25 protein-coding genes are annotated in these 26,391 nt (G+C 66.7%); 14 read left to right on the top strand and 11 right to left on the bottom strand.

What is annotated here, in order from left to right; genetic code table 11:
* Positions 1 to 130 precede the first annotated feature (130 nt).
* On the top strand, positions 131 to 1,615 hold the full coding sequence (gene mnmE / locus BLU54_RS09795) for a tRNA uridine-5-carboxymethylaminomethyl(34) synthesis GTPase MnmE (RefSeq protein ID WP_091907555.1): 1,485 nt from the start codon (positions 131 to 133) through the stop codon (positions 1,613 to 1,615).
* Here mnmE and BLU54_RS09790 read toward each other — a convergent pair.
* Positions 1,590 to 1,793, bottom strand: a complete 204-nt coding sequence (locus BLU54_RS09790) for a hypothetical protein (protein ID WP_235837881.1) — start codon at positions 1,791 to 1,793, stop codon at positions 1,590 to 1,592. The two genes, mnmE and BLU54_RS09790, sit on opposite strands and share 26 nt — an antisense overlap.
* On the opposite strand from BLU54_RS09790, the gene BLU54_RS23980 reads away from it, so the two are divergent.
* From BLU54_RS23980 to BLU54_RS09775, 3 genes are all read left to right on the top strand, one after another.
* Positions 1,794 to 2,018, top strand: coding sequence for a type I restriction endonuclease subunit R, EcoR124 family (locus BLU54_RS23980; RefSeq protein WP_235837880.1), 225 nt, complete (start codon positions 1,794 to 1,796; stop codon positions 2,016 to 2,018). It begins immediately after the preceding gene.
* A 70-nt stretch (positions 2,019 to 2,088) separates the two neighbouring features.
* Positions 2,089 to 3,189: a virulence RhuM family protein gene (locus tag BLU54_RS09780; protein ID WP_211435328.1), complete on the top strand. Its 1,101-nt coding sequence runs from the start codon at positions 2,089 to 2,091 to the stop codon at positions 3,187 to 3,189.
* Positions 3,190 to 3,236: 47 nt separating this feature from the next.
* Positions 3,237 to 3,842 (top strand): DNA-3-methyladenine glycosylase, encoded by a 606-nt coding sequence (locus BLU54_RS09775; RefSeq protein ID WP_091908005.1) that lies wholly within the window; start codon positions 3,237 to 3,239, stop codon positions 3,840 to 3,842.
* A 29-nt stretch (positions 3,843 to 3,871) separates the two neighbouring features.
* Here the strand turns inward: BLU54_RS09775 and BLU54_RS09770 are convergent, their stop codons facing one another.
* On the bottom strand, positions 3,872 to 4,453 hold the full coding sequence (locus BLU54_RS09770) for a phosphatase PAP2 family protein (RefSeq protein ID WP_091907554.1): 582 nt from the start codon (positions 4,451 to 4,453) through the stop codon (positions 3,872 to 3,874).
* 212 nt (positions 4,454 to 4,665) lie between these two features.
* On the opposite strand from BLU54_RS09770, the gene BLU54_RS09765 reads away from it, so the two are divergent.
* From BLU54_RS09765 to BLU54_RS09750, 4 genes are all read left to right on the top strand, one after another.
* Entirely contained in the window at positions 4,666 to 5,400 is a 735-nt protein-coding gene (locus tag BLU54_RS09765) for a carbonic anhydrase (RefSeq protein WP_091907552.1), read from the top strand.
* A 713-nt stretch (positions 5,401 to 6,113) separates the two neighbouring features.
* On the top strand, positions 6,114 to 6,323 hold the full coding sequence (locus BLU54_RS09760; protein ID WP_139169610.1) for a hypothetical protein: 210 nt from the start codon (positions 6,114 to 6,116) through the stop codon (positions 6,321 to 6,323).
* Positions 6,324 to 6,984: 661 nt separating this feature from the next.
* Complete coding sequence (locus BLU54_RS09755) at positions 6,985 to 8,163, top strand: glycosyltransferase (protein ID WP_091908003.1); 1,179 nt, start codon at positions 6,985 to 6,987, stop codon at positions 8,161 to 8,163.
* Between the two features lie 219 nt (positions 8,164 to 8,382).
* The gene (locus BLU54_RS09750; protein ID WP_235837878.1) at positions 8,383 to 8,616 is read left to right on the top strand and encodes a hypothetical protein; all 234 of its coding nucleotides are present in this window, start codon (positions 8,383 to 8,385) and stop codon (positions 8,614 to 8,616) included.
* A 70-nt stretch (positions 8,617 to 8,686) separates the two neighbouring features.
* On the opposite strand, the gene BLU54_RS09745 is transcribed toward BLU54_RS09750, so the two are convergent.
* Positions 8,687 to 8,989 carry a PsiF family protein gene (locus BLU54_RS09745; protein WP_091907549.1) on the bottom strand — a complete coding sequence of 101 codons (303 nt, stop codon included), beginning with the start codon at positions 8,987 to 8,989 and terminating at the stop codon, positions 8,687 to 8,689.
* Positions 8,990 to 9,161: 172 nt separating this feature from the next.
* Here BLU54_RS09745 and BLU54_RS09740 point away from each other — a divergent pair, with 172 nt between their 5' ends.
* The 3 genes from BLU54_RS09740 to BLU54_RS09730 all read left to right on the top strand — a co-directional run bounded on the left by BLU54_RS09740 (position 9,162) and on the right by BLU54_RS09730 (position 11,843).
* On the top strand, positions 9,162 to 9,599 hold the full coding sequence (locus tag BLU54_RS09740; RefSeq protein WP_091907547.1) for a BspC domain-containing protein: 438 nt from the start codon (positions 9,162 to 9,164) through the stop codon (positions 9,597 to 9,599).
* Between the two features lie 408 nt (positions 9,600 to 10,007).
* Positions 10,008 to 10,436: a DUF4148 domain-containing protein gene (locus tag BLU54_RS09735; protein ID WP_139169607.1), complete on the top strand. Its 429-nt coding sequence runs from the start codon at positions 10,008 to 10,010 to the stop codon at positions 10,434 to 10,436.
* 504 nt (positions 10,437 to 10,940) lie between these two features.
* Positions 10,941 to 11,843 carry a LysR family transcriptional regulator gene (locus BLU54_RS09730; RefSeq protein ID WP_139169604.1) on the top strand — a complete coding sequence of 301 codons (903 nt, stop codon included), beginning with the start codon at positions 10,941 to 10,943 and terminating at the stop codon, positions 11,841 to 11,843.
* 513 nt (positions 11,844 to 12,356) lie between these two features.
* Here BLU54_RS09730 and BLU54_RS23685 read toward each other — a convergent pair.
* From BLU54_RS23685 to BLU54_RS09720, 3 genes are all read right to left on the bottom strand, one after another.
* On the bottom strand, positions 12,357 to 12,494 hold the full coding sequence (locus tag BLU54_RS23685; protein WP_170845096.1) for a hypothetical protein: 138 nt from the start codon (positions 12,492 to 12,494) through the stop codon (positions 12,357 to 12,359).
* Positions 12,495 to 12,634: 140 nt separating this feature from the next.
* A complete protein-coding gene (locus tag BLU54_RS09725) occupies positions 12,635 to 13,681 on the bottom strand; it encodes a PIG-L deacetylase family protein (protein WP_211435327.1) in 1,047 nt (348 codons plus the stop codon).
* Between the two features lie 76 nt (positions 13,682 to 13,757).
* On the bottom strand, positions 13,758 to 14,777 hold the full coding sequence (locus tag BLU54_RS09720; protein ID WP_091907543.1) for a bile acid:sodium symporter family protein: 1,020 nt from the start codon (positions 14,775 to 14,777) through the stop codon (positions 13,758 to 13,760).
* Between the two features lie 330 nt (positions 14,778 to 15,107).
* Between BLU54_RS09720 and BLU54_RS09715 the strand changes: the two genes are divergently transcribed.
* Positions 15,108 to 15,740 (top strand): hypothetical protein, encoded by a 633-nt coding sequence (locus tag BLU54_RS09715; RefSeq protein WP_091907541.1) that lies wholly within the window; start codon positions 15,108 to 15,110, stop codon positions 15,738 to 15,740.
* A 301-nt stretch (positions 15,741 to 16,041) separates the two neighbouring features.
* Here the strand turns inward: BLU54_RS09715 and BLU54_RS09710 are convergent, their stop codons facing one another.
* From BLU54_RS09710 to aceK, 4 genes are all read right to left on the bottom strand, one after another.
* Positions 16,042 to 16,995, bottom strand: a complete 954-nt coding sequence (locus BLU54_RS09710) for an NAD(P)H-dependent flavin oxidoreductase (protein ID WP_091907539.1) — start codon at positions 16,993 to 16,995, stop codon at positions 16,042 to 16,044.
* Positions 16,996 to 17,167: 172 nt separating this feature from the next.
* The gene (locus BLU54_RS09705; RefSeq protein WP_091907536.1) at positions 17,168 to 17,623 is read right to left on the bottom strand and encodes a MaoC family dehydratase; all 456 of its coding nucleotides are present in this window, start codon (positions 17,621 to 17,623) and stop codon (positions 17,168 to 17,170) included.
* Positions 17,624 to 18,330: 707 nt separating this feature from the next.
* Entirely contained in the window at positions 18,331 to 19,680 is a 1,350-nt protein-coding gene (locus tag BLU54_RS09700; protein WP_170845095.1) for a dienelactone hydrolase family protein, read from the bottom strand.
* A 147-nt stretch (positions 19,681 to 19,827) separates the two neighbouring features.
* The gene (gene aceK, locus BLU54_RS09695; protein ID WP_091907531.1) at positions 19,828 to 21,678 is read right to left on the bottom strand and encodes a bifunctional isocitrate dehydrogenase kinase/phosphatase; all 1,851 of its coding nucleotides are present in this window, start codon (positions 21,676 to 21,678) and stop codon (positions 19,828 to 19,830) included.
* Positions 21,679 to 22,241: 563 nt separating this feature from the next.
* Between aceK and BLU54_RS09690 the strand changes: the two genes are divergently transcribed.
* Positions 22,242 to 23,324 carry an MBL fold metallo-hydrolase gene (locus BLU54_RS09690; protein WP_091907529.1) on the top strand — a complete coding sequence of 361 codons (1,083 nt, stop codon included), beginning with the start codon at positions 22,242 to 22,244 and terminating at the stop codon, positions 23,322 to 23,324.
* A gap of 305 nt (positions 23,325 to 23,629) precedes the next feature.
* Positions 23,630 to 24,694 carry a porin gene (locus BLU54_RS09685; RefSeq protein WP_091907527.1) on the top strand — a complete coding sequence of 355 codons (1,065 nt, stop codon included), beginning with the start codon at positions 23,630 to 23,632 and terminating at the stop codon, positions 24,692 to 24,694.
* Positions 24,695 to 24,784: 90 nt separating this feature from the next.
* On the opposite strand, the gene BLU54_RS09680 is transcribed toward BLU54_RS09685, so the two are convergent.
* Positions 24,785 to 26,371, bottom strand: a complete 1,587-nt coding sequence (locus BLU54_RS09680) for an ABC transporter substrate-binding protein (protein ID WP_091907525.1) — start codon at positions 26,369 to 26,371, stop codon at positions 24,785 to 24,787.
* Positions 26,372 to 26,391 lie beyond the last annotated feature (20 nt).

Here is a 26,391-nt window from a genome sequence, read left to right as displayed (position 1 = left end):
ATTGCCTGACGCTAGCCGATGCAAGCCGACGCCGCCGAAGTCATCGCTACGAATAGCTTGCAAACATTCGTGACGGCGGCATCCGCAATGCCTGCGACGTCCCGGCGCCGCGCGGCCAGACGCGTATCACATGAACGAGATTTCGCTGGAGTACGACCCGATCGTTGCAATCGCCACGGCCACCGGCCAAGGCGGCATCGGCGTCGTGCGCATTTCCCTGGGGCGCGCGGGCGCCGCCGCGGCCGGACTGATGCAGGCCATCGCCGGCCGGCAACTGACGCCGCGCCAGGCCAGCTACGTTCCGTTCCATGACGTCGAGAGCGGCGACGTGCTCGACCGGGGCATTGCGCTCCATTTTCCGGCGCCGCACTCGTACACCGGGGAGACGGTGCTGGAATTCCAGGGACACGGCGGACCCGTGGTCATGCAGTTGCTGCTGCGCAGCTGCCTTGCGGCAGGCCGCGAGCTGGGCCTGCGCCTGGCCGACCCGGGAGAATTCACGCGACGCGCGTTCCTGAACGACAAGCTGGATCTCGCGCAGGCCGAAGCGGTCGCCGACCTGATCGAGGCCAGTACCGAAGCCGCCGCGCGCTCGGCGAGCCGCTCGCTGGCCGGCGCTTTCTCGGCCCGCATCGAAGCGTTGGTCGACGAATTGATCGACCTGCGCATGCTGGTCGAGGCGACGCTGGATTTTCCCGAGGAGGAGATCGATTTCCTGGAGGCAGCGGACGCGCGCGGCCGGCTCGCCCGCGTGATCGCCGCGTTGCACGAGGTGCGCGGCGAAGCCCGGCAGGGCGCATTGCTGCGCGACGGCCTGACCGTCGTGCTGGCCGGCCAGCCCAATGTGGGCAAGTCGTCGCTGCTCAACGCACTGGCCGGCGCCGAGCTTGCCATCGTCACCCCGATCGCGGGCACCACGCGCGATCGCGTCGAACAGACCATCCAGATCGATGGCATTCCGCTGCACATCGTCGACACGGCCGGTCTGCGCGAGACGAACGACGAGGTCGAGAAGATCGGCATTGCCCGTTCATGGCAGGCGATCGAGAAGGCCGACGTCGTACTGCATCTGCTCGACCGCGCCGCAGACAGTCCGGTAAGCGGCATGCTGAGTGCGCCGGTCGATGCCCAGCGGATGCCGCCGGCCGCTGCGCCCGGGTCCGCGGCCGGATCGGCCGCGGACCGCGAGATCGCGGCGCGCCTGCCGGACGCCACGCCGGTACTGCGCGTTGTCAACAAGATCGACCTGACCGGCAGCCTGCCAGCGCGTCGCCCACTCGATCCAGCACGCGACGGCGCCATCGAGGAGATCAGCCTGTCGGCCCGTACCGGCGACGGCATAGCGCTGCTGCGCGCCGCGCTGCTCGACGCGACCGGCTCACGCGGCGACACCCAAGGCGTGTTCATTGCCCGCGAACGACACCTGCAGGCCCTCGCGGCGGCCGCCACCCACCTCGATCTCGCCGCCGAGCACGCCGCCCTGCGCGCCGGAGCGCTGGACCTGTTCGCCGAGGAACTGCGACTCGCCCAGCAACGGCTCGGCGAAATCACCGGCGCCTTCACCAGCGACGATTTGCTCGGCGTGATTTTCAGCCGGTTTTGTATCGGGAAGTGAGATGGGGTCTGTGGACGTGCACTGAAGTCTGCCGATGTGCCTGTAACACCCAGTCGCTGCTGCCGGCGAGCGGCTTGAGCTCCTTGAACAGGGTTGGCGCCTGGATGGACAGGTAGACGATGTCCGGCTTGCCGGTCTTGGAAATCTCGATTGGGATGTGCCATTCGCCTTCGTCCACATGCACATCCTTCCACTGCGCCAGCATCAGCTCCGATTTGCGCACCAGACGTACATCAGCGCCTCACTTAGACGTAACTTTGCCAGCGAGAACGGCACCGAACGCAATGCCCTCGTGCCTAAGATGAGCCCGCTCAATCCGGAGTACCCGACAAAAAAGCAAAGCGTCTTCCAGCAGATCGCCGCGTTCGTCGAAAACTTCAAAGGGGTGGGTGGGCGGGTGTAACCGGCCAGAGTTATCGCACGGGCGTTGAAGCGTGCTTGGTCGACGTACAGACCACGTGGAGAGACTTGGTATGACTAGCAAAAAATTGATCCGCAACAGCACAGCCGAGTCTCTGATCTTCACTGGCCAGGCCGGCGAACAGAGCATCGAAGCTCGCTATGAGGACGAAACCTTGTGGCTCTCGCAGAAGCTGATGGCCGAGTTGTTCGGGGTGGATGTGCGCACCGTCAGCGAGCACTTGAAGAACATCTTTGCCAGTCATGAGCTCACGCCCCAGGCAACTATCCGGAAATTCCGGATAGTTCAGCAGGAGGGCCAGCGGGAGGTGTCCCGGGCGGTGGACTTCTACAATCTCGACGCCATCATTTCCGTCGGCTACCGGGTCAATTCCCTACGCGCAACGCAGTTCCGCCAGTGGGCGACCGGCGTGCTGCGTGAGTTCGCCATCAAGGGCTATGTGCTGGATCGCAAGCGTATGGAAAACGGCAGCTTCCTGGGCGAGGATTACTTCGAGCGTCTGCTGGAAGAAATTCGCGAGATCCGCCTCAGCGAGCGACGCTTCTACCAGAAGATCACCGACATCTACGCCACCAGCGTGGATTACAACAAGGACGCACCGACAACCAAGGCCGTCTTCGCCCAAGTACAGAACACACTTCACTCTGCGATCCACGGCCATACTGCTGCAGAGTTGATCCGTAAGCGGGCTGATAGCAGCAAGCCGCGTATGGGGCTGACTCCCTGGGCGAGCGCGCCCGAAGGCACGATCCTGAAAACCGACGTGGCCGTGGCCAAGACTTACTTGGCCAAGGACGAGTTGGATTCATTGGGCCGTATCGTCAACGCCTACCTGGAACTGGCCGAGGATCGTGCCCGCCGCAAAATCCCCATGAGCATGGAAGACTGGTCCAAGCGGCTGGACGCCTTCCTCGAATTTGATGAACGGGAAATGCTCCAGAACAGCGGCAAGATTTCTGCAAAACTTGCCCAGACGCATGCGGAAAGTGAATTCGAGAAGTACAGAATTGCGCAGGATCGCCTGTTTGAAAGCGATTTCGACAAGGCAGTGAAAAATTTGGCAGCCAGTGAACGGCAATACAGTGGCGCCCATTTGCAAACGATGGGCAAACCGTCGCCACTGATGCGCGGCGGTTTGCGCTACAGATCTTGAGGAAAGGAACCGCGACGATGCGCGAGAACATCAAGCCGGAGCACGCGATGGCACGGTCGACACCGGTAGCGGAGGCCGGATTGCCTGCGCGGCTCGACCTGGATGGCGCGCCGGTCGAGGCGGCACAGGCGCTGCTCGGTCTGATCCTGCGGGTCGATGGCGTCGGCGGCCGCATTGTCGAGACGGAAGCGTACGACGGCGACGATCCGGCGTCGCACTGTTTCGGCGGTCAGACGCCGCGCAATGCGTCGATGTTTGGGCCGTCCGGGCACGTCTACGTGTATCGCTCTTACGGCATCCACTGGTGCCTGAACATCGTCTGCCGTCCGGCCGGACAGGGCGCTGGGGTCTTGATTCGTGCGTTGGAGCCGACCGACGGAATCGACCGGATGCGGACGCGGCGGGGGCTCGACAGCCCGTTGCTGCTGTGCGCCGGTCCGGGGCGAGTGGCGCAGGCCCTGGGCGTCACGCGTGAGCACGATGGCCTGCCGGTCGACGCGCCACCGTTCGAGTTGCTCGACGATGGCTGCCGCCCGACGGTGGTCAGCGGTCCGCGGATCGGCTTGTCGAAGGCGGTCGACGTCCGCTGGCGTTTCGGGGTAGCGGGCTCGCGCTATCTAAGCCGCCCCTTTCGGCAGGCCGCAGCGGACTGAGCCGCACGGACCGCCTTATACGGATTGCGTCAGTGCGGACCGCGCTGGCGAACCCGGGCGGCGACGCGCGCTGCCTGTCGTGGCGCCTGCTGGCGACGCGCGATGACGGCACGTACCACCGCGTGGCCGAGCAGTCCCGAAATCCCCCCGGTGACGATGGCGCCGAACATATCGTACGGCCAATGCACGCCAGCGAAGATGCGCGACCAGGCAATCGGGAGACACAACACGAACACCGCAATGGCCACCTGGCGGAACCGCGGCAGGAGCACGGCAGCCGTTGCACACGCGAAGATGATGCCGAGGTGATTGCTTGGGAACGAGCTGTTCGGGTCGTGGGTCAGGAACGCGCAGCCCATGCCGATCGCGAACGGGCGCGGGTGATACCAGTGATGGCGTATCAGGGTGTGCATCACGATCAGGATGACCGCCGCGCACGGAATCGCCAGCGCAGGCCCGCGTTCCTGCGGCCGGGCAAGCAACCAGTTACCCACCAGCAGCGCTGCGGACAGATAGATCGGTACTTCGGCGAAAAAGCGTGCAAGGCCAACGGTGAATCCATTGACGTGACACGAATTGATCAGCAGAAACAGGTGTTGATTCAGGTCCATCGCAGCGGGCAACGACACGGAGCACGAAATGATTTGCCGGGCGGCATCGGGGCCCGAAGCGGCAGCAAGCAAATGATTCTAGAGCAAACCCGAAGCGATCGGACGAAGATGGTCGAAATGTCACATAACGCGGGTATGCTTGGGCGCGGCCGCGCTTTCGGTAACGGCGTGGAGGCTGCCACGACAACAAAATTTGATGCACGGAGTGCGGCATGGTCAGCGAAGTCGCTAAACGAAATGTCGATGCCGGCGCGGTCGCGCCGCGGCGCCGGTTCCTCGCGGCCTGCGGTTGCACGGCGATGTTCGCCGGCTTTGGCGTTGCGCCGCGGGCACGTGCCGCCGGCGGTCCGCATACAACCCTCGACGCGGACCATGCGCTAGCGGCGTTGATGGAGGGCAACGCCAATTTCGTCGAGGGCAATCGCGGCACGCCGTTGATCGACCGGGCGCGCCGACTGGCGCTTGCGCAGGGCCAGGCGCCGTTCGCGGTCCTGATCGGCTGCTCGGACAGCCGTGTGCCGCCGGAACTGCTGTTCGGCCGCGGCCTCGGCGATCTGTTCATCGTCCGGGTGGCCGGTAACACGCTCGACCGCAGCGGTCTTGGCTCCGTCGAATACGGCGTGGCTGAATTGGGTTGCCCGCTGGTGATGGTGCTGGGCCACGAGCGCTGCGGCGCGGTGCAGGCGGCGGTGAAGGTGGTGACAGAGGATGCTCATTTTCCCGGCGCCATCGGCGAGATGGTGGCGCCGATCATTCCGGCCGTGCTGGCCGCCCAACGCATGCCCGGCGACCTGGTCGCCAACGCCGTGAAGGAGAATGTGCGGCGGGTGGCGCGACGGCTGCGCGAGACCGACGACGTGCTAAGCGATCCGGTGGCCGAGGGCAAGGTGAGGGTGGTCGGTGCGTACTACCATCTGGACGACGGACGGGTCGAACTGCTCGGCTGAAAAGCGGCTGTTGCCGGCACCCCGCTACCTGCCACCTGCCACCTGACACCTGCGCTGCTTGGTCCGACAGGCGACGGGTACGGTGGCCAACGAGTCGCAGTTCGCACCGCCGCCATCTATGTCGCGGCGCGCCCGCCGGCCATCGACTGACCGAGTCGCGCCGATCCCACCGACTTGCGCACACGCGGAGATCGAACACCGTCGCGCATGTCGTGCCGGCGAACATGGCACTGACGCCGTCAGCGTCGCCCCCTTGGCCGGCGTGGCCCTTGGTGCCGGGGCGCATGTCTGCTTTCCACCATGCCCGGCCGGGCTCGCCGCGGCATGCGCGGGCAGCCCTTCCCGCGGCACGCGCGGCACCCGCCGTTGCCAACCGCCAATCAGTGCGGATTTCGGGCCGGAGCGGTCGCAAGACAGCCGTGAATCTTCTGCGCGGCGGGGCGGAGGCAGCCTGCGACGAATTTGTCGCGGGGTCGCCGCGGGTCGCCGCGGGACGCTTCTGGCGCCCGCTCCGTGCTGCCGCGCGAGTTGTTCCCGCCTTCGACGCTCCGTCTCGACCGGTTGCCGTTTCCGGGCAATGCCGCGGTTCGCCAAAGCCCGGTACGGCACTTGCCTGTGCAATCAAAACGGCGATCTTGTTACATCTTCGAAACGTCGTCTTACCAAGGCGCTTGCTACGCTTCATCTCACAACGGGACAAGAAGGAGAACACCATGTCACTCAAGAAATTCATCCTGCTCGCAGCTTCGGCCACGACCCTTGCTGGCGCCCTGGCGCCGGTTGCCGCCGAGGCGGCACCGCGTCGCCAGTGCCGGATCGTGCATGTCCATGGTCACGCCGAGCGCCACTGCTGGGTGCCGCGCCACCGTATGGCGCCGCGCCCGGTGCATTACGCGCCGCCGCCGCCGCCGATGGGCCGGTAAACAGCAGCCGGGTACCGGCGGTGCGTCCGTCGCACCCGTGCTGTATGCGTGCCGCGCCTGCATGAGCGGGCCGGCCTGCGGCCTTGACGGGCCGCGTCGGTTGGACATTCGTTAGTTGGAGGACGTTATGAAGAAGCTGATCGTATTGGCGATGGTCGCCGCCACGGCGGGTCTTGGTGGCTGCTGGTGGTGGGGACCGCCCCCGGGCGGTGGCGGCGGTGGTGGCTATCACGGCGGCGGCCCTGGCGGCGGCGGTGGTGGTCCTGGTGGCGGCCCCGGCGGTGGCGGCCCCGGCCGCTGGTAAGCCGGCACTGACAGGGTGCGCCATATGACGGGCGCGCTGGCGGACTTCCGCTGGCGCGCCCGTTTTGCATTTGCCGATAGCGGGCAGCGGGCGCCATGCGAGGCGCAAGGGCGGGTGCGCGGTATCCGTCCGCGGCAGAGATGCCCATGCATCGTGCATCCATCCAGATCGCGACGCACGGCGCTCCTGCTCACCGGCCCCTGCGCCACTGACCGCCGCGCCACCGACCGTCGCGCCACCGACCGTCGATACCCAACTGCCGTCGACCTCGGTGCGCACTGCGTCGCAAGCCGTCCGGCACTGCGCGAATCGGTCATCTGTGCGAGCATGCGGACGGTTCCGTCGCTCGCCCCCACCATGTCCTGGCCTTTCGTCGTTTCCCTGCTGTCCCTGTCGATCTGGCTCGGCCTGCTCTGCCTGCGCGGCGGCTTCTGGCGCGTCCGATTGCCGGCGGCCGCGGCGCCGCCGACCGACTGGCCAGCCGTGGTGGCGGTGGTGCCGGCGCGCAATGAAGCCGAAGTGGTGGCCGAGGCGGTGACCTCGCTTCTGACTCAAGCGTATTCGGGCGAATTTCGGGTGATCCTGGTCGATGACCACAGCGATGACGGCACGGCGGCGCTCGCGCGCGCCGCCGCGGCAGCGTGCGGACGTGAGGATCGGTTGCACATCGTCTCCGCGCAACCGCTGCCGCCCGGCTGGAGCGGCAAGGTCTGGGCGCAGCAGCAGGGTGTCGAGGCCGTCGCCGCGCTCCTGCCAGACGCCGAGTACGTGTGGCTGACCGATGCGGATATCGGTCATCCGCCGGCAGCCCTGGCAGGACTGGTTGCGCTTGCCCGCGCCGAAGGGCGCGACCTGGTTTCGGAGATGGTCCGCCTGCGCACCGCATCGCCGGCGGAACGGCTGCTGATCCCCGCCTTCGTGTTTTTCTTCGCGAAGCTCTACCCGTTCCAATGGGTGGCCGACGCACGCAAACGGACTGCCGGAGCGGCCGGTGGCTGCCTGCTGGTGCGCCGCGCGGCGCTCGATCGTATCGGGCAGATGCGTGCGATCCATGATGCGTTGATCGACGACTGCGCATTGGCCGCGGCGCTCAAGCGGCACGGCCCGATCCGGCTGGACCTTAGCCGTGCCGCGGTTTCGTTGCGCCCATACGACGGATGGCGACCGATCTGGGACATGATCGCCCGCACTGCGTACACACAGCTGCATTATTCCCGGTGGGCGTTGGCCGGGACGGTGCTGGCCATGACGCTCACCTATCTGGTGCCGCCGGTATTGACGGTGACCGGCGCGCTGTCGGGCGCGATATGGACGTGGCCGGCGGCGCTCGCGTGGATCCTGATGGTGTGTGCCTATCGGCCGACGCTGCGCTACTACGGGCAAGCCGGTCTGCTGGCCTGGCTGTTACCGGGCGTGGCGCTGTTCTATCTGGGCGCGACACTGGATTCGGCGCGGCGGCATTGGCTCGGCCGCGGCGGGCAGTGGAAAGGGCGCGCGCAGGGTACGGCGACCCAGCAAGCGCGGCCGCGCCGGTAGCGGCTCGCGACGCCTGATTGCGACGCCCGATTGCGCCGCATGATTGCGCTGGCATTCCGCTGTCGCCCTGCTGCGCGGATGCAAGGCCGGCACGACGCGCGGTTTCGCTGCGTGCCCACGGCGCCATCACGGCCCAGGATGCTGGACCGTCACGCCTGGTCTCGATTAGGATGAAGCCCGCGTGGCGGTCGCGGACCGCCGTGACACGGAGAACAGACGTTGAAGAAGACCTTGTTGCTGGCAGCGCTGCCTGTGCTGGCATTGGCCGGCTGTGGCTCGGCGCCGCCGTTGTTCACGTCGGACGGACGTCCGACCACGCATCTGAGCTGTAACAGCGGCGGTTGGGCGGACTGTGACCGTCAGGCCCAGGTGGCATGCGGCAGCACCGGCTACGACGTCTTGCAGCGAGACGACAGCGCGGGCCGCGATCTTTACGTCGCGTGCCGACGCTGACCTCGCGTCCCGGCTTTGGCAAGCCTGCGCCGGCGCGTGGTGAGCGCGACGCACCGGCGCCTCGCTGACGTCAGCCGTCGTTGCGCAGGCACGCGCTCATGAACTCGCGACGGTCGTCGCCTTTCTTGCCGGTTGCGCGCTGGTTGCAGACCTTCATCCGCGCCTGCGGCGAAGTGGGCTTCGACAGGCAGGCGCTCATGAAGGCTTGCCGATCGGCGCCGGTCTTGCCAGCCGAGGCATGATTGCACTCGGCCATCTTGTTCTGCTTGCTGTCCTGCGCGTTCGCGGACGTGGCGAAGGTGCTGCCGAGACTCGCCAGGACGGCGACGAGCAGCGTAAGCGTCGAGCGGCTGGCGGAATACGTGCGTTTCATCGTGTGTCTCCGAGGTCGCGGCGCCGCGACCGGCGCTCGCACGACACTGGAGCAGCAAGTGTGCCCACCGTGCCCGCAGCGTTGCGGATGCGATGAGCCGCACGTTGTTTAACTGCCCCCTTGCTGGCGAGTCCCTTGCCGGCGCCCGGGCGCTTTCCAATTGCCGTATCCGATGACTGCGAAACACGTCGTTGCCACCCTTGTCCTTGTTCCGCTGCTGCTTGCCGCAGCGGCATCGTCGACGGCCGCCGAGCAAAACAGCCAGGCTTACCGCCACTACCTGCTGAAAACGCTGAAGGTGCAGCCGGATGTGGCCGAATGCGCGGTGGCGCTCAACAAGGCCGCCGCACGCAGCAAACGGTACGATCGCCTGGTGAACATGGACCGCAGCATCCTGCGTGCTCAAATCAGCACCGACGACTACATTTTCAGTGCCGGCCGGCCTGTCGCGATCACCAAGCGCATTACGATGCGCGGCAAGGTGCGACTGCGCGGCAGTTGGGAATGGCGCACGGTTCGCACTTATTGCGGTGTTCGGAAAGGCCGGGTGGTCGCGACGTCGATCGACCCGCGTTTTGGCGAGCGTTCGGCGGTGTCCGGCGGCGTCTGAGGGCCTGAGGCGCCTCAGACGCCACGCTGCCAGAGCGGTGACATCGCCAGCGATCACGCCCTGCGAGCGAGGCTGAAGGGCGCCTGTGAGATGCTGCCGCGCGCGCTCGGCGCGGTGCAGGCTGCTGTGCAGTGCCTGCCTGACGTCTTGCATGATGCGCGGCAGTCGGTCGCGTCGCTTGGGGTGAGCGTCATTCCGGACTGTAGCGAGCGGTGAGGCGGCGTACGGGCTTGCGCCATTTGCATGAGATATGGTGCAGAGAGCCATGGAATGGCGCCGGCCAACTCTGTTCAAACGCGGCAATAATCAATTAAGGCAATCGGTTTCAATTGTTGATAGTTCATCCTCTATAGTGGTTTACACGGACGCGGCATCTTCCGTCGTCCCGATAACACTCAGGAGGTTTCAATGAACAAGCGCTCGATTGCCTTGCTCACTCTGGTCGGCGCTGCCTATGCTGTGCCCGGTTTTGCACAAGGTCTCAGCCGTGCCGATGTCCAGGCGGACCTGGCGCGCGCGGAGGCAGCCGGTCTCCCCGGCAACGAATATGCAACCTATCCTGTCGCCACGCAGCGCGCGGTAGCCGCAGCCGCGGCCAGGTCCACGCAACAGGGTGTCGCGCAGACGGCCGGCAACGCCCCGAAGACGCGCGCAGAAGTGCGTGCGGAACTGGTCGCAGCCGAAGCGGCTGGCTGGGTACCCGCCGACGACTACAACACCTATCCGAGCCAGGGCGCGTATCAGCGCCGCGCCGTGGTCAATCCGGTTGCGCAGGGCGAGCGGGCCAACGGCATGTCCTACAGCCTGCAGGGCGAAACCGCCCGGGATACATATTGATGCGGTATTGATGGAGCATTGATGCGGTATCGATGCGCGACTGGGGCACCGGCGGGGTAGGGGGCTGCGTCGCTGATGGCATCGTCTGAGCACGTTCCGCCATCAGGACCGGCGCCCCGGCGCGCCGACGCGCCGACGCATGAGGCATGACTCGCACGCCGGCAGTTAGGCCAGCAGTCGGCCAGCAGACGCAAACCCGAATGCGCGAAGCGAATGCACGAGGCCTCGAGCCGCGACGCCGACGCGTCGTCACTTGCCAGCGCTATTTCTGTTCCGGTGCGTTGGCGGCGTGGGTCATCGGCAAGAGCGGATCCGACCCCGCGCCGCTCGGCGCATTGGGTGGCGCGCGTTACGCCGCCGGGGTGTCCTGGCCGGACAGGGCACTGAGGGCAGGGGGACGCGACGGCCCGGTGTCCCGAGTCGCCGGACAGCAGACGAGGTCGCCTTCGGCCGCAGCCGGATACTGTTAGATTGTCTGTCTCGCAAACGACTGGTGGAAGCAAGGTGGACTTGATACAGGCGATGCGGATCTTCGCCCGCGTGGCCGAGACCGGCAATTTCACCCGTGCCGGTGAACAGCTTGGGCTATCGGTGCCCGTAGTGACGCGCAGCGTCGCGGCGCTCGAGTCGCACCTGAACGTCAGGCTGCTGAATCGCACCACGCGCCGGGTCTCGCTGACCGAAGCCGGCGATCAGTATCTCGGCGGCTGCCGGGCGCTGCTCGAACAGCTCGACGAGATCGAGGCCAATGTCGCGCGTGCCTCGCAGGCTATGGCCGGTGTGCTGCGCGTGGCGGCGTCCAATTCCTTCGCGCTGCTGCGGCTTGGCCCGGTGCTCGCTTCGTATCGCAAGCGCTTCCCGCATGTCGAGATCAGCCTGACCCTCATCGACCGGCCTTTTGACCTGGTCGAGGAAGGGTTCGACGTCGGCATCGTGCCGACCGACCTGATCAGTTCCGAAACGCTCGTAATCCGACATCTGCGGCGCACCGGCAGCATCGTTGTCGCGTCGCGCGACTACCTGCGCGAAGCTGGCGCACCGGTCAGCCCCGAGGACCTCGGCGCGCACGCCTACATTGCCACCGACGTCCAGGGACGCGTGCTGTCGTTCGAGAATGGCGAAGAAGTCAGGCGCGTGACGCTGACGCCGTGCATGTCCGTCAACAGCATCCTGATGCTGCATCAAAGTGCGCAGGTTGGAATGGGGTTCGCCATTCTGCCCTCGTCGTTGGTGGAAGCGGATCTGGCCGCAGGCAACCTGGTGCAGTTGGTGGTGCCGTGGACCGTGGTCGGCGCCGACGTGACGATGGCTGTGGTGTATCCGAGCCGTCGCTTCGTCAGTCCGAAGGTGCGCAGCTTTGTCGAGCATGTGTTGGACGCGTTTCGCACGCCACCAACGGCAAGCTGAGCGACGTTGTCTGCGGGCAGCTTGCATCGCGCGTACGGGAGGCGCGCTTGGACCTGTGTGCGATGTTCGCAGGCGCGTCGAGCCATATGCGTCTGCACGCCGGCGCGGAGCCGGTGCCGATCACTGTCAAGGGAGGAGGAGGCCGAGTCACGTCTCGCACAGCGTGGATGCCGTGCCGTGCATCTTCAACGGCAACGCGTCGGCTGGAAAAGGGCGATCGCCGCCTGCGTCGCATCGCGTGCGACAGACAAGACGGCGAATCGTCGACCTACACTTTGCTGCTTTGCTGCTTTGCTGCTTTGCTGCTTTGCTGCTTTGCTGCTTTGCTGCTTTGCTCGATATGTACTGCTTAGCGAAGTACCGCGTGCCACTACTACCGACAGCTCGCCATACCCGCAAACTTGCAAACTACTGCCGTGCCATTCGCCAGCGCGACGCCGTCATCATTGCGATGGGCGGGCTGCGGCGGGGCGCGGTGCCGGCATCAGCTGCCAGCCAGTCTCACGATGTGGCTTACTGACCGAAGAACGTTTGGCACTGGCTCGGAGCGCCATTGCACGATTGCGCCTTCGGCGCGGCTTGCGCATACGAGGCGCTGAACAGGGTGCCAAGGACCAGGCTGAGGGCGGCTGCGAACTTGATCGACTTCATGGTGTTCTCCTGATATTCGGAACGGACTGTCCGTTTCGATATAGAGAATCTTAATCGTCATATCGACTTCCACCAATAACGTCTATCGCAAAGGATTCTTGTCGGCAGTGCAGCAATCGTCGAACTGTACGCGCATGCCGCTATTCGAAATACACCTCGAATGAGCGAAGGGTCCGGGCCAGCACGAACGGCGGCAGGATCGGCGCAGCCCCGGTGCTGATGTCTTCATCGAGCTGCGAGGCGAAGCACTGGGCCGCCGCGCGCTTTGCGGACTCGGCCGGCCCGGTCAAATCGAGACGCATCGCGCGTTGCCACGGCACGCGTCTGTCGCCTGCCGCGGCCCAGTGCCACGTCCATACCGGCATGGCGAGCATGCGTACCTTGCTCGCCTGGGCGGCCGCGCGGGCGGCACGACCCAGTGCCTCGTGATCGGGGTGGCCGTCGTGCTCCCAGGTCGCGACCAGCAGGTCGCCTTCGCGCAGCGTGTCGAGAAGGCGTTCGGTCAGCGCGTCTTCTTCGGGTGTCACGCTACCATCCGCAAAGCCGAGCCGGCAGACTTCGATACGCGACGCACACCCGAGCCGCGACGCGATCGTCTCCAGGGCGGCGGCGGTCTCTCCTGCGCGGGTCGCACACAGTTTCGGCACCGGCCACAACGCAGAGCCAGGATGACTGCCGCCGCCGTCGGTGACGGCAAGCAATCGGATCGGTAACGCGGTGTGGGCCAGGGTCATCGCGATCAGCCCGCCTGCACCGAGGATTTCGTCATCGGGATGGGGGGCGGCGATGACCAGGCGGCGGGCGTCGCCGAGCAACGACGACAGATCGATCGACGGCAGCGTGGCCAGACCGCCCCATGCCTGCCACGTGGCCTCGCTGGTGCCTTCTCCCGCGATGTGCCGGTCCTCGGCGGTCGAGTCCTGCACCGTGTGCGGGTCCACTGCGAACGCGCGTCCCGCCGAGGTGCCGGATGGCGTGCCGGCCGGCGCCGCCGTTGGCGATTCACTCGGCGGCGCGGTCTGCGCTTCGTTTCTCGCGTGGCCCGGCGCACGCGTCGTCGCGGGCGTCGAAGGGGCGACGCGCACGTTGTCCCCGGCCGGGTGCGTCGTGGCAACCGGGGAGGAAGTCGAGGAGGCGGACGAGGACTGCTGCGGCGCGGCGTTGGCCGCGTCGATGGGTGCTGCCATGGTGCCGGGTCTCCATATCGTGTGCGCAGCGGTGTGCGTAGCGCGCCTCACGACCCATTATGGCCGGCCCGACGTTTCAGTGCCGGTGCGGCATCGGTTCGCCGCTCGGCTCGCCGGCCTCCTGGCTCATATCGCGCTCTCCCCAGCGTTGCGCGAGCACCGAACAGACCATCAACTGAACTTGGTGGAACAGCATCAGCGGCAGCACGATCATGCCCGCGGCTTGCGGCGAAAACAGCACGCGAGCAATCGGGACGCCCGACGCCAGACTCTTTTTCGAGCCGCAGAACATCGCGGTGATACGGTCGGCGCGCGAAAAGCCGAGCTTGCGCGTCACCAGGTTGACCGCGACCAGTGCGATACCGAGAAAAACCAGATTCACGACGATCAACAGGATGATCGTGGTGACGGAAACGCGTTGCCAGATGCCTTCGATGACCGCTTCGCTGAACGCGCCGTACACCACCAGGATGATCGAGCCCTGGTCGACGAAGCGCAGCAGGGTGCGGTGACGCGCCACCCAACCGCCAATCCAGCGGCGCGCAATCTGGCCGGCCACGAACGGCAGCAGCAACTGCATCATGATGTCGCCCAGCATTTTCAGCGGTGAGCTGCCGGCCATCATGTTGCCAGTCGACAGGATCAGGCCGGCAACGAACGGCGTAATGAAAATGCCGAGCATCGTCGAGGCCGACGCGCTGCAAATGGCGGCCGGCACGTTTCCCTTTGCAAGCGACGTCAACGCGATGGACGACTGGACCGTCGACGGCAGCGTGCAGGTGAACAGGATGCCGGCGTACAGGGCCGGCGTCAGTACCGGTTCGAGCAACGGGCGCAGCGCCAGCCCGAGCAGCGGGAACATCACGAAGGTGCTGAGCAGAATCAGCGAATGCAGGCGCCAGTGCGTTACCGCGGCAAACAGCGCTTCACGCGAGAGCTTCGCGCCGTGCAGAAAGAACAGCAGCCCGATCGCGACATTGGTAACCCACTGCACACCCACTGCCACTTCGCCTCGACATGGCAGGAAGCTCGCGATGACGACAGTCGCGACCAGCAACAAGGTGAAGTTATCAGGAAGAAATTTGGGCCGGGCCATGATGGGAGGGCGGAGCGTCGAAAGGAGCGTATTTAAGCGCGACGCAATTGAAAAGACAAATTCATTATTTTCCTCTTTTGATGATTTAATTGAATTCGTAACCGGTTCTGGATGGAACGGAGTTTGCAAATATCGGTTTCAAGTCCGCAGGCCAGCCAATGCAAAGACGCTCGGCAAACGCCGGAGCCGGCGCGCAATGACGTTACATAACGTTACAGCGCGCCGACCATGGCAACATATTGTTGCTCGACATTGGCTGCCTGCGCCCGTACATTCGAGCCAGCGGCATGGGTGGATGCCGCGCCTCCTCCTCGCCGCCTGTCGTCGATCATGTCAGTCGCCTTGCGCCCCAGCGAATCCCGTCTCGTCAATTGGCTCGGCCTTGCCGCGCTAGTGGGCGGCATTGCGTTCGCCGTTTGGTATGGTGCGAGCCGGAGCGGCACGGAGCCGGAGGCTGGCGACGCCAACACACGCAGCCAGGCCATTGCCCCGCATGCTCGCTCGACCGAGCGTGGCCCGAGCCGTGACGCGGTGTCGGCCAGCGATGTATCCCGCGCAGGCCCAGCCGTCGCGCCCGCCGCAAGCGGTGCGACGGTCGCGTCAGGCGCCGCCGCGACGCTTGCGGCGAGTGCCGGCCATGCGTCAGCACCGGCTGCGATCGCGCCGAATGCGCGCCGGCGCGACGTCGGCGCGAATACAGCCGCAACCTCGTCGGCGCCGGCCCCTGCCGTCCAGCCCCCCGTGCGGCAGGCGGTCAGGCAGCGCGCCGCGGCAACGCGTCCGGCGACAGCGCCGGCTGCCCGTGTGGAGACCGGCCGCGTTGGCTCGCTGCGGGCCGACATCGCCCGTTACAACGCCGAGCGCGGTGAAGCGCCGGAGACCCGGCGGTGGTCTGCCGGGGCGGGCGCCGAGTCGTCGTGGGTCAACAATCCGCAGTCTTACGACAGCATTTATCGCAACTGAAGCCGTCTGGCGACCGGTCTAGCAGCCCTGGCGTGACGATCCGGCGCAAGCCTGACTGCCGACGCTTCCGCTCACGCACGCCACCAAAGCGGTTCGATGCCTCCCTTTCACCCGCCGCGCCTGGCGCAGCTACCGGTCCGTCCGCAGCCGACGCCCGACAGGTGCGCCTCAATTGCTGCTTAGGTGCTGCTTAGGTGCTGACTAGGCGCTGACTAGGTGCTGGTCGGGTGCATTCGGCGCATCCGCCACGTCCGTCAGCGAATCCCTGCGGGCAGCGCACGTCGTTCGAGCGGCATCGAGGTCAGGCGCCCAGCAAGCGCCGCCGCGCGGCGTCGTACTCGCGGCGAAGCCGTTGCACGATATCGGCCACGGCCGGCGCATCGTCGATCAGGCCGACCCCCTGGCCCGCGCCCCAGATGTCTCGCCACGCCTTCGCATCCTTTCCCTCCAGCAACAGGCGGCCGGCGCCGGCAGGCAGGGCCTCCGGGTCCAGGCCGTTGGCCAGCAGGCTGGCCCTCAGGTAGTTGCCATGCACGCCCGTGATCGCGTCGGTATAGACGATGTCGGCCGCGCTCGCATCGACCAAGCCATGCCGATAGGCATCGCTCGCGGTGGCCTCCGCGCTGGCGATGAAACGTGTGCCGATATAGGCAAGGTCGGCGCCCATCGCCTGCGCCGCTAGAATCGCGTCGCCGCTGGCGATGGCGCCCGACAGGGCAAGCGGGCCAGAAAAAATCCGCCTGATTTCGCCGATCAACGCGAACGGCGATAGACGGCCGGCATGACCGCCAGCACCGGCGGCCACCGCGATCAGGCCGTCGACGCCGGCGGCCAACGCTTTCTCCGCGTGGCGCAGGTTGACCACGTCATGCATGACCACGCCGCCATAGGCATGCACCGCATCGATCAATTCGCGCGGCGGCGCCTGCAGGCTGGTGATCCAGATCGGCACGCGGCAGTCGACACATGTCTTGATGTCGGCTTCCAACCGTGCATTGCTGGCGTGGACGATCTGGTTGATGGCGAATGGTGCCGGCGGCGCATCGGGATGGGCACGCTGCGCCTCTGCCAGGGATTCGATCAGTTCCGCCAGCCAGTCGCGCAACTGCGCCTGCGGTCGCGCATTCAGCGCGGGCATGCTGCCGACGATGCCGGCACGGCACTGCGCCAGCACCAGCTTGGGCCCGCTGACGATGAACATCGGCGAGGCGATGACCGGCAGCACCAGCGAATCGAACACGGTTAGCAATGACATCGGCGAACTCCGGGCGGGTCGCGGCCCAGGCGGCCAGGACGCGGCATAAAAGAACGATCGTTCTATTGTAGACGGTCCGCGGGCTCGCCGATCGGCGCGTCGTAGCCCACCGAAGCGCTCGGCCCGACGCCGCTACGCGCCCAGCGCCAATGCGTTCGCGCGCTCGCAGACGTCAGGGCGCACCCGCCGCGCTGCTCAGGTCCGCGCTCTTCGGCATCACCAGCAGGGTCGCCGTTCCCGACGCAACGGACAGCTCGCGCTGATTATGCACGGCGAGGGCCAGCGTGGTGACATCGCCGCCGGGCTTGTCCTTCCAGAACGCGTCAGTCACGCGCCAGTCCAGTACCAGCGTGTCGTTGGCCAGGATGGCGCGCTCGAATCTGATATCGAGCTGAGTATTCAGGGAATGAGCGAATGCGTTGAAGTGATTGCCGATCGCGCTCAGCAGATGCGCGCTCAGATGGGCAGCCGATACCACCAAGCCGGGGAAGCGGTGATCGCGGGCATATGACGGATCGCGGTGCAGCGGCAAGCTGTCACCGGTCAGTTCGGCAAAACGTTGGATCTGATCGGCGGTGAAACGCAGTTCATGGGAGAAGGTATCGCCAATCGTGACAATGCGTGACATATCGCGGAAAGCCTCTTTGAACAGTCGGAAAGGACGCGCATCGCTCGATTACCGGTGCGATGCAACCGGCGCAGCGCGGTACGCTGTCGGGCCGCCATGTGATCCGTCGCATATTGCGTGCACGGGGATGCGGGGCAGCACGGATGCCGGGCGCATGGCCGGCAGGTGGGCAGCACCGCTGGGACGATGCACGCGATGTCGCGCTCGGCCTCGCGCTGGCAGGCAGCGGTCGACCGGCGGCGGGAAAGCAGCAGCGACGAACGTGACATCGGCACAGTATGGCCCAGCTTGCCGCCACACTGGTCTGGCGGACAAAAACTCATGTTGCCGGTAATGCCTTGTCGACCAGTGCCTCGTCGACCAGTGCCTAGTCGAGCAGCACGTTGTCGACCAGTGCGACTTGCCGGCTGCCCGGCGGGTTTGTGGGCGCATGCGCTCCGTCGCGGCGGTGCGACCGTCGGGCCGGCTCGATCGGCTCAGCCGGTCCAGGCAGTCTCATCGGCCCAGGGGCACACTTGCACGCGCTTGCCGCCCGAGGCGGCGTGGCCCGCCGTCTCGCCTCGCCAGTCGGGCGCGGGGGCCATGCCCCAGGCGGACGCGGTCACAGGCGCGAGAGGCCGCCCGCATCGGGATTCGCGCATCGGCGTTTCACGCGCCTGCGGTTGATGGTATTCCGCCCGCCCGGCGCACCGCCGCTTCTGAAATACTCAACGGCCGGGATCCGCATAGCGGTTCCATACGACGGCGTTGTCGACCGCATAGAGCCGGCAGGGCGCGCGACTGCGTTGCTGGCAGGTATCGAGGGCCACCGACATCGGGTCGTCGCCGCCCTCTGCCCAGGCCCAGGCGCCGCTCGCCGACAAGGCGAACGCGCGCGACGGGTACTGGCGCAGGAAGTCGAGATAGGCCGAGCGTCCGGCAGGATCGAGGAACGGTGGCGCGGTGACATCGTGCACGTCCGCATAGCCGGAAGGCGCGGGCGAGTGGCGCGTGTCGACGGCATAGCGCGGCGCGGTCGGCATGCCGACGCGCGTCAGGAATGCCGCCACCGGCGGCCACCAGGTCGACACGCCGTCCCGATCGCCGAGCAGACGATGCGAATCGTCCTTGTACGGACCGAAGTCGACCAGCGTCGCCCGGCTGCCGCCGGCCGCATAGGCGGCGAACATGTCGAAGCCCAATCCATGCGGCCAGAGTTGATCGTTCGCGCCATATAGCCAGAGGCTGGGCAGGCGCGCGGCACGGCCGTAGAGGCTGAAAGCCTCGATCAGGTCGGCTTCCCAGTCGGCGCAACCCGTCTGGCGCAAGCCGCCCGAGAAGTTGATTACGCCGCGCACGCCGGAATTCGGGCGGTCGGCGTAGGCGATCGTCGCCAGACCGCCGTACGATGCGCCGAGCAGTACGATACGGCCTGCGTCGGCATAGGGAAGGCGCGACAGGGCCGCCACCGCGTCGGCAATGTCGTCGGCCTGCCGTCGGCCGTTTTCGGCCGCATCGCATGGCATCTCGTCATAGCTGCCGCTCGACTGCGCAAAGCCGCGCCGCATCGGCACCGCGACCAGATAGCCGCGCGAGACGAACTCGCGGGCCACCGGCAGCGGTCGTGCCCGCGCCTGGTGCGCCGGCAGGCCGCGCTCCTTGCCGTGGTTATAGATCAGGATTGGAAAGGGGCCAGGACCGTCCGGGCGGAACAAGGTGGTCTCCAGCATGCCGCCGCCTGGCGTCGGCAGCATCACGACTTCCTCGTTCATGCCGGCGTCGACGCGCCGCAGCGCGGTTCGACCGGCGTCGCCGGCAGGCGGCGCAACGCGCCAGGCTGCCTCGGGAGCGGCACGCGCCGCCAGCGGCGTCGGGACGGCGCCCGTTGCGGCATGCGCCGACCCGGCGCCGCCCCAGGCGAGTTGCACGAGCAGGCTCGCGCAGACCAACGCGGCACCGATGGGACCGATGCGGCCCTCGCGGCCCTCGCGGTCCTCGCGGCCCTTGCGGCCAATGAGCCCATTGAGCCCATTGAGCCCAAGGAGGGCAAGGCAGCCAATGCCGTCAACCCCGGGCAACGGACGTCGCGGCGCGGGCAGCGCCGGCATGCGGGGCGGCTTCGCACGGATCACCGCGGCTGCCTCGCTTCGCTGGCAACACAGGTCGCGTCGGGCGCGCGTTGGACAGGCAAGCGGGCGGCCGCGGTCTTGAGCAGTCCTGGCACCTCAGACAGACCTCCGGTCACGCTCGGCATCCGGCGCCAAACCTGCATTGCCCGCCGCCGGGGCGCCTGCCCCGGTCGCCGCCAACCGCAGGTGGGCGGGATAGGGCATGACATCGGCGACGCGGCCCTGCCGCACCGCGTTCTGATGGGCACGCCACATCGCCGGGTCGAAGAAGTCGGGGTGGTGACGTTTGAACGCGGCGGCGACCCGGGCATCGCCGAGCAGGAAAGGCGGGTAGGTCTCGGGAAAGATGTCGCCCGGCGCAACCGGATACCACGGCTCGGCCCCCAGTTCCGCTTCCTCGTCCGGTGGCGCCGGCACTGTCTTGACCGTGCAATCGGCCAGATATTCGACCTCGTCGTAGTCGTAGAAGACGACCCGGCCATGCCGCGTCATGCCGAAGTTCTTGTAGAGCATGTCGCCCGGGAAAATGCCCGCGGCCAGCATTTCCTTGATTGCATGGCCGTATTCCGCAATGCCATGATCGACCGCAGCATCGTCGCCGTCGCGCAGGTAAAGGTTGAGCGGCGTCATCCGGCGCTCGATGTACAAATGCTGGATGACGACGTCGTCGCCGTCGAACTCGATCATCGACGGTGCGCCGTCCTTCAACTCGGCAAGCAATGCCTCGTCGAAGCGAGCCCGGGGAAAGGCCGCTTTCGAGAACTCGAGCGTATCGGCCATGCGCCCCAGGCGATCGTGCGTCTTGACCAGACGGTAGCGAGCCATCACCGCCTCGCGCGTGGTTTCCTTCGGCCAGCCGAAGCGGTCGCGGATCACCTTGAACACATACGGGAACGATGGCAACGTGAAGACGATCATCACCAGCCCCTTGATGCCAGGCGCGCTGACGAAGGCGTCGCTCGAATGGCGCAGGTGATGGAGCAGGTCGCGATAGAACAACGCCTTGCCATGTTTCTGCAAGCCCAGCGACGCGTACCACTCCGCCTTCGGCTTGCCCGGCAGCAGCGATTGCAGGAACGCGACATAGGCGGACGGCACGCCCATGTCCACCAGGAAATAGGAGTGCGCGAAGCTGAATAGGGTGGCCAGCGCGCGCGGTTCGAGCAGCAGCGCGTCGACATACAGGCTGGCGGGCGCGACGTCGCTTGCAGGCCGGCGTCGGATCGCCAGCACGGCGGGCAGGACCGTGTCGGCGTTGATGATCCGCGCTACGGCGAAGCAGGCGGTATTGCGGAAGAACGGCGACGAGAGCACATGGATCTGGAAATTGTCGGCGACCAGACCCAGCCGTGCCTCGATGACCGCACGCATCAACGCCACGTCGCGGGACATGTCCTCGAACGGCGCTTCGAAGTGGAAGTGGCTCAGGATGCGCCAGAGCGTCGTGTCCAGTCCTTCGTCGCGTGGATAGTAGACGCGATAGGTCGGTGCTTCGGCGGGTTCGTCGTTTTCCAGGTATTCGGTGGCGAGCGCCGGGCGCACGAAGATGAAATCGTTGTTGAAGTATGCGCGGTGCAGGATGCGGCAGCACACCGAATTGAAGAACGTTTCCGCGCATTCCGGCTGCGGATGGCCGGTCAACAGACCGATGTAATGCAGCTTCACCTGCTGCCAGAGCGCGTCGTCGACCGCTGTGGCGTGATGTTCGCGGGCCAGCGTCGCGACGCATTCCTGCACGCGGGCGTCGTAGAACGCGATCCGGTCCCGGTTCAGACGCTGCAGCGCCTGCCAGTCGCCCTGTTCGAACAGCGCACGGGCATCCACGGCAGCCTGTCGGAAGATCGCGTAGTGGCGATCGAAACCCTGGCGGATCGCGATGGCCAGCTCGAAGCCGGCGGCATCGGCGAGAACGCGCGGAAAACGGTGCGTGGCGGACGGGAAGGGCATGGTTCGGTTCGGAAAGCGGCGGGCAGCCGGCGAAGCGCGTCGGCGGCATGCATCGCCTGCAAAGAGGGCAGGCAACCGACGCCGCGCCGCTGTTGCAGCCGACGCGACTCACGCGTCGCCGCGCGCACGGCAGGATGTCGGCAGGCTGTCGCAACGTGTCTAGCCTACCCGGAATCGACCGCTGCGGGGCGCTGTCCAGATGGCCGGTCGGGGCAGATGGCCAGCACGACGGCGAGGACGACGGGCATGCGGGGCCGGCATGTGGGGCCGGCATGCGGGGCCGGGGGTAGCAACGCGACGGCGTTGCGCGGCCCGCAGCGGCCGCCGCTGCCGTGGTACGCGGGTCCGGCTTGGCGCCAGGATCGCGCGGACCGACGGGCCGGGCGGATCGGCGCGATGTTGGCCTTGCTGTGGCACGCCCGGCCTGCACGGCGCGCCACGCGGCTGGGACGGCGCGGTGGCCGTTCTCGACACGATGCGGCGCCTGCCCAGGCAAGCATGCCTCAGCGCGGTCGCCGACGCGATGCGACAATGCGGCATCGACCATTCGCGCGCGACTCCCCATGAACGAGCTGGAAAAGGAACTGGAATATCGTTTCGGTGACACATTGCCGGAGCCGGGACAGGCTTTGACCGTCGCGCCCGGCGTGCGCTGGGCCCGCATGCCGCTGCCCTTCGTGCTCGACCATGTGAACGTCTGGCTGCTCGACGATCAGGACGAGGCCGCGGCGCCCTCGCTGACCGTCGTCGACTGCGGCATCGCCGACGAGACGATCCGCGGCCATTGGCGCACGCTGTTCGATAGCGCGTTCGAGAACCGGCGCGCGTCGCGGGTGCTGGTCACGCACTGTCACCCGGACCACCTCGGGCTGGCGCGATGGCTGTGCGACGGCGGCGACGATGCCCGCTGGCAGGCGCGGCTCTGGATGACGCTCGGCGAATATGCGCTGGGCGCGGTGCTGTCGCACGGCAGTCTCGAATCGAATGCCGGCGGCCAGGCCACTGCCGCGCATCTGGCCCGCAACGGCGTTACCGAAGAGACGACGCTGGAGCAAGTCGCGCATCGCACCGCCTACTTCCCGACGCTGGTGCCGAGCGTGCCGGCGCAGTTCCGGCGGCTGAGCGAGGGCGACGAGATCGTCATCGGCGACGCGCGCTGGCGTGTGATCACCGGTTTCGGCCATTCGCCGGAACACTGCGCGCTCTACTGCGACGCGAAACGGGTGTTGATCTCGGGCGACATGGTACTGCCACGCATCTCGACCAACGTCTCCGTATTCGACATGGAGCCGGAGGGCAATCCGCTCGACCTCTATCTGCGTTCGCTCGGCCGTTACGAGTCGCTGCCGGCCGATACGCTGGTGCTGCCGTCGCATGGCAAACCGTTCGTCGGACTGCACACCCGTGTACGCCAGCTGCGCGACCACCATGCCGCCCGGCTTGCCGAGGTGATGGAAGCGTGCGCCACGGCACCGCGCAGCGCGGGCGACATCGTCCCGCTGATGTTCCGCCGCAAGCTCGATACACACCAGATGACGTTTGCATTGGGCGAGGCGCTGGCCCACTTGCATCTGCTCTGGCTGGACGGTCGCCTGCGACGCGAGACGGGTGATGATGGCGTGTTCCGTTTCGTACCTGCACGCTGAACGACGCGCGTGACGGCGGTGCCGTCGGCGCCTGCCGGGCTGACAGGCTGTCGGCCCGACAGGCGCGGTGGCGCGGCGCGATGCCGCCCAACCGGTAGCAACACCGATTCAAGCCTTTCTCGACGGCTGCTAGCATCGCCCAATTGCTTGGCAGTACGTATCTCTCTGCGTTCCTTCCGGCGTGCCGATGGACGGTGCGATCGTCTCGATTGCACCGTCCACGGGTCTTGGCGTGCTGCCGGCGATGCCTCGCGTCCGCGTCGCGTGCGACATGGACGGCTGTTCGTCATCGATTGGAAGTCGCAATGAAATACACCGCACTACTCTTCTGCGTCACTGGCCTCGCGACGTCATCGGCGTGCGCCGCCGACGGACCGGTCTTCTACGGCCGGCTGGTCAGCGGCGTGGATTGGACCAACCGCCTCGGTGCAACATCGTCGACGCGCTGGCGGAGCGCCAACAGCCAATGGGGGACCAGCCTGTGGGGCATGCGTGGCGAGGCGACGCTTGGCGGCGGCAACCACGCGGTGTTCCAGCTCGAAAGCGGCTTCGACGTGAACAACGGCGCCGACGACGCGCTGTTCAATCGCATTGCGCGCGTCGCGCTGGTGTCGCCGCGCTACGGCGAACTGAGCCTGGGTCGCGACATGAAACGATCGGACGGCGCGCTATGGGCGCTGGACCCCGGCGGCTTGCAGTTCCTGGGCGCGGCGACGCTGTTGCGCGGACGGGCGTGGGGTTCGCGCGCCAATGCAATCGGCTATCGCTCGCCTGAATGGGCCGGCTGGACCGCCGGTCTGCAATTCGCACCGGGCGGGCATGCCGGTACGTTCGCGCGCGGAACCGAGTGGTCGGCCGATGTCCGCTATCAACGCGGTCCGTTGATGATGACCGCGCTCTACGACACGGTGCGCAGCGACGCGCCATCGGGCGATGCCTACGACGCGTTGTTCCGGCACTCGCGGCAGTACATGTTCGGCGCCACGTACGCATGGCGTCGCGCCAAGTTCTATCTCGCGTACGCCGGTCTGCGCGCGCCGGCGGCACGCGCGAGCGCCGACAACGCGTACGCCGCACGGCGCAGCGACACCGTGTGGGCAGGGATGAACTGGCAGGCGAGCGCGACGCTCGGACTGTTGGGCGCTGTCTATCACACCCGGCTGGACCATGGCGGCGGCAGTGCCACGCTGGCCATGGTGGGCGCCAACTATGCACTGTCGAAGCGCACCATCGTGTATGCCTCGGTCGGCAGCGTGTTCAACCGAGGCAATGCCAACTTTGCGGTCGAGGCCGGCGGCACGGCCGCCGACAATCCGCTGCCCGGCGGCACCCAGCAAGGTGCCTACGCGGGCGTCGCACACTGGTTCTGACCGACCCGCCGGACCGCGGGCATTGCCTGCGGGCGCACCGCAGGCGACCGCTGCGCCCGACGCACCGGTGCCCGAGGGACCGGCGCGCCGTCAGCGGACCGACACGGTGGCGAAGTGCTGCCGCCCGAATGGGCTGACCTTGTAGCCGCTGACCTTGTCGGTGACCAGCGCGCTGGCGGTCGGATACGCCAGCGGGACCCACAGTGCCTGGTCGTGGATGATCTGCTGAGCGGCCTGGTAAGACTGCGTGCGCTTTGCGCGGTCGGTGGTGTGGCGGCCGTCGGTGATGGCCTGGTCGAGCTTGGCGTCGCAGAAGCGCGCGAAGTTGGTGCCGGATTTCACCGCGGCGCAACTGAATTGCGGCGTCAGGTAATTGTCCGGGTCGCCGTTGTCACCGGCCCAGCCCATGAACAGCAGGTCGTGCTGGCCCTGCTTGGCCTGGCGAATCAGTTCGCCCCATTCGATCACCCGGATCTCGGCCTTGACGCCGATCTTGGCCAGGTCCGCCTGCAGCAGTTCGGCGCCAACCTTGGGATTCGGATTCAGCGTACTGCCGGTCGGCCGGGTCCAGATGGTCGTCGAGAAGCCATTCGGCAAGCCGGCCTGCGCGAGCAGCTTCTTCGCTTGCGCGATGTCGTGCGGATAGGCGGCGATCGACTTCGCGTAGCTCCAGGTGTTGGGCGGGTAGGGATTGACTGCCGGCGTGGCGGTGTCCTCGAACACGGCCTTCAGATAGGCGGTCCGGTCGAAGGCCAGGTTCAGCGCGCGCCGCACCAGCGGATTATCGAGCGGTTTCTTCTGCGAATTGATCGCCACGAAGGCGGTCATGAAGGCGGGTGTCTCGACGGCCTTCACCGCGCCGCCGGCCTTGGCGGCGCGCACATCCTGCGGCTTCGGCGAAAGGGCGATCTGGCATTCGCCGGCCTTGACCTTCTGCGCCCGCACCGACGCGTCGGGCGTGATCGTATAGATCAGGCGGTCGGCCTTCGGCTTGCCGCCCCAGTAGGTCGGGTTCGCGTCGTAGCGGATCACCGCGTCGCGGGTATAGCGCTTCAGGATGAACGGGCCGGTGCCAACCGGCTGGCTGTTATAGTCGCCGGCCTTGTTGGCCTTGAGCAACTGATCGGCGTATTCGGCCGAATAGATCGATGCGAAACCCATCGTCAGCACCGGCAGGAACGTCGCATCGGGTTCGTTCAGGACGAAGCGTACCGTGCGGTCGTCGACCCGGTCGATCGACTTGATGCGCTTGGGCAGTTGCATCGACTGCGCGTGCGGGAAGCCGCTTGCGCCGGCCACCTTGTGCCACGGCGACGCGTCGTCGATCATCCGCTTGAACGTGAAGATCACGTCGTCGGCGTTCAACGGGCGGCTTGGCTTGAAGTAGTCGGTCGTCTGGAACGCGACGTTCGGGCGCAAATGGAAGGTGTAGGTCAGGCCGTCGGCGCTCACGTCCCATTTCTCCGCCAGCGCCGGCACCACCTTGGCGGCCGCTTCATCGTACGCGACCAGGCCGTCGTAGATGACGTCGGCGGACGCGTTGGTCGTGGTCAGCGAGTTGTACTGCACCACGTCGAAGCCGTCCGGACTGGCCTCGGTGCAGACCGTCAGCGGTGCGGCGAATACCGCGGTCGGCATGGCCAGCACCAGTGCGGCGGCGCGAAGGGTCGAGCGCATCGGATTCTCCCGTTGTTGAT

It is taken from the genome of Chitinasiproducens palmae, from assembly GCF_900095735.1.
Lineage (GTDB): Bacteria > Pseudomonadota > Gammaproteobacteria > Burkholderiales > Burkholderiaceae > Chitinasiproducens > Chitinasiproducens palmae.
This window is presented reverse-complemented; position numbering and strand designations above follow the sequence as displayed.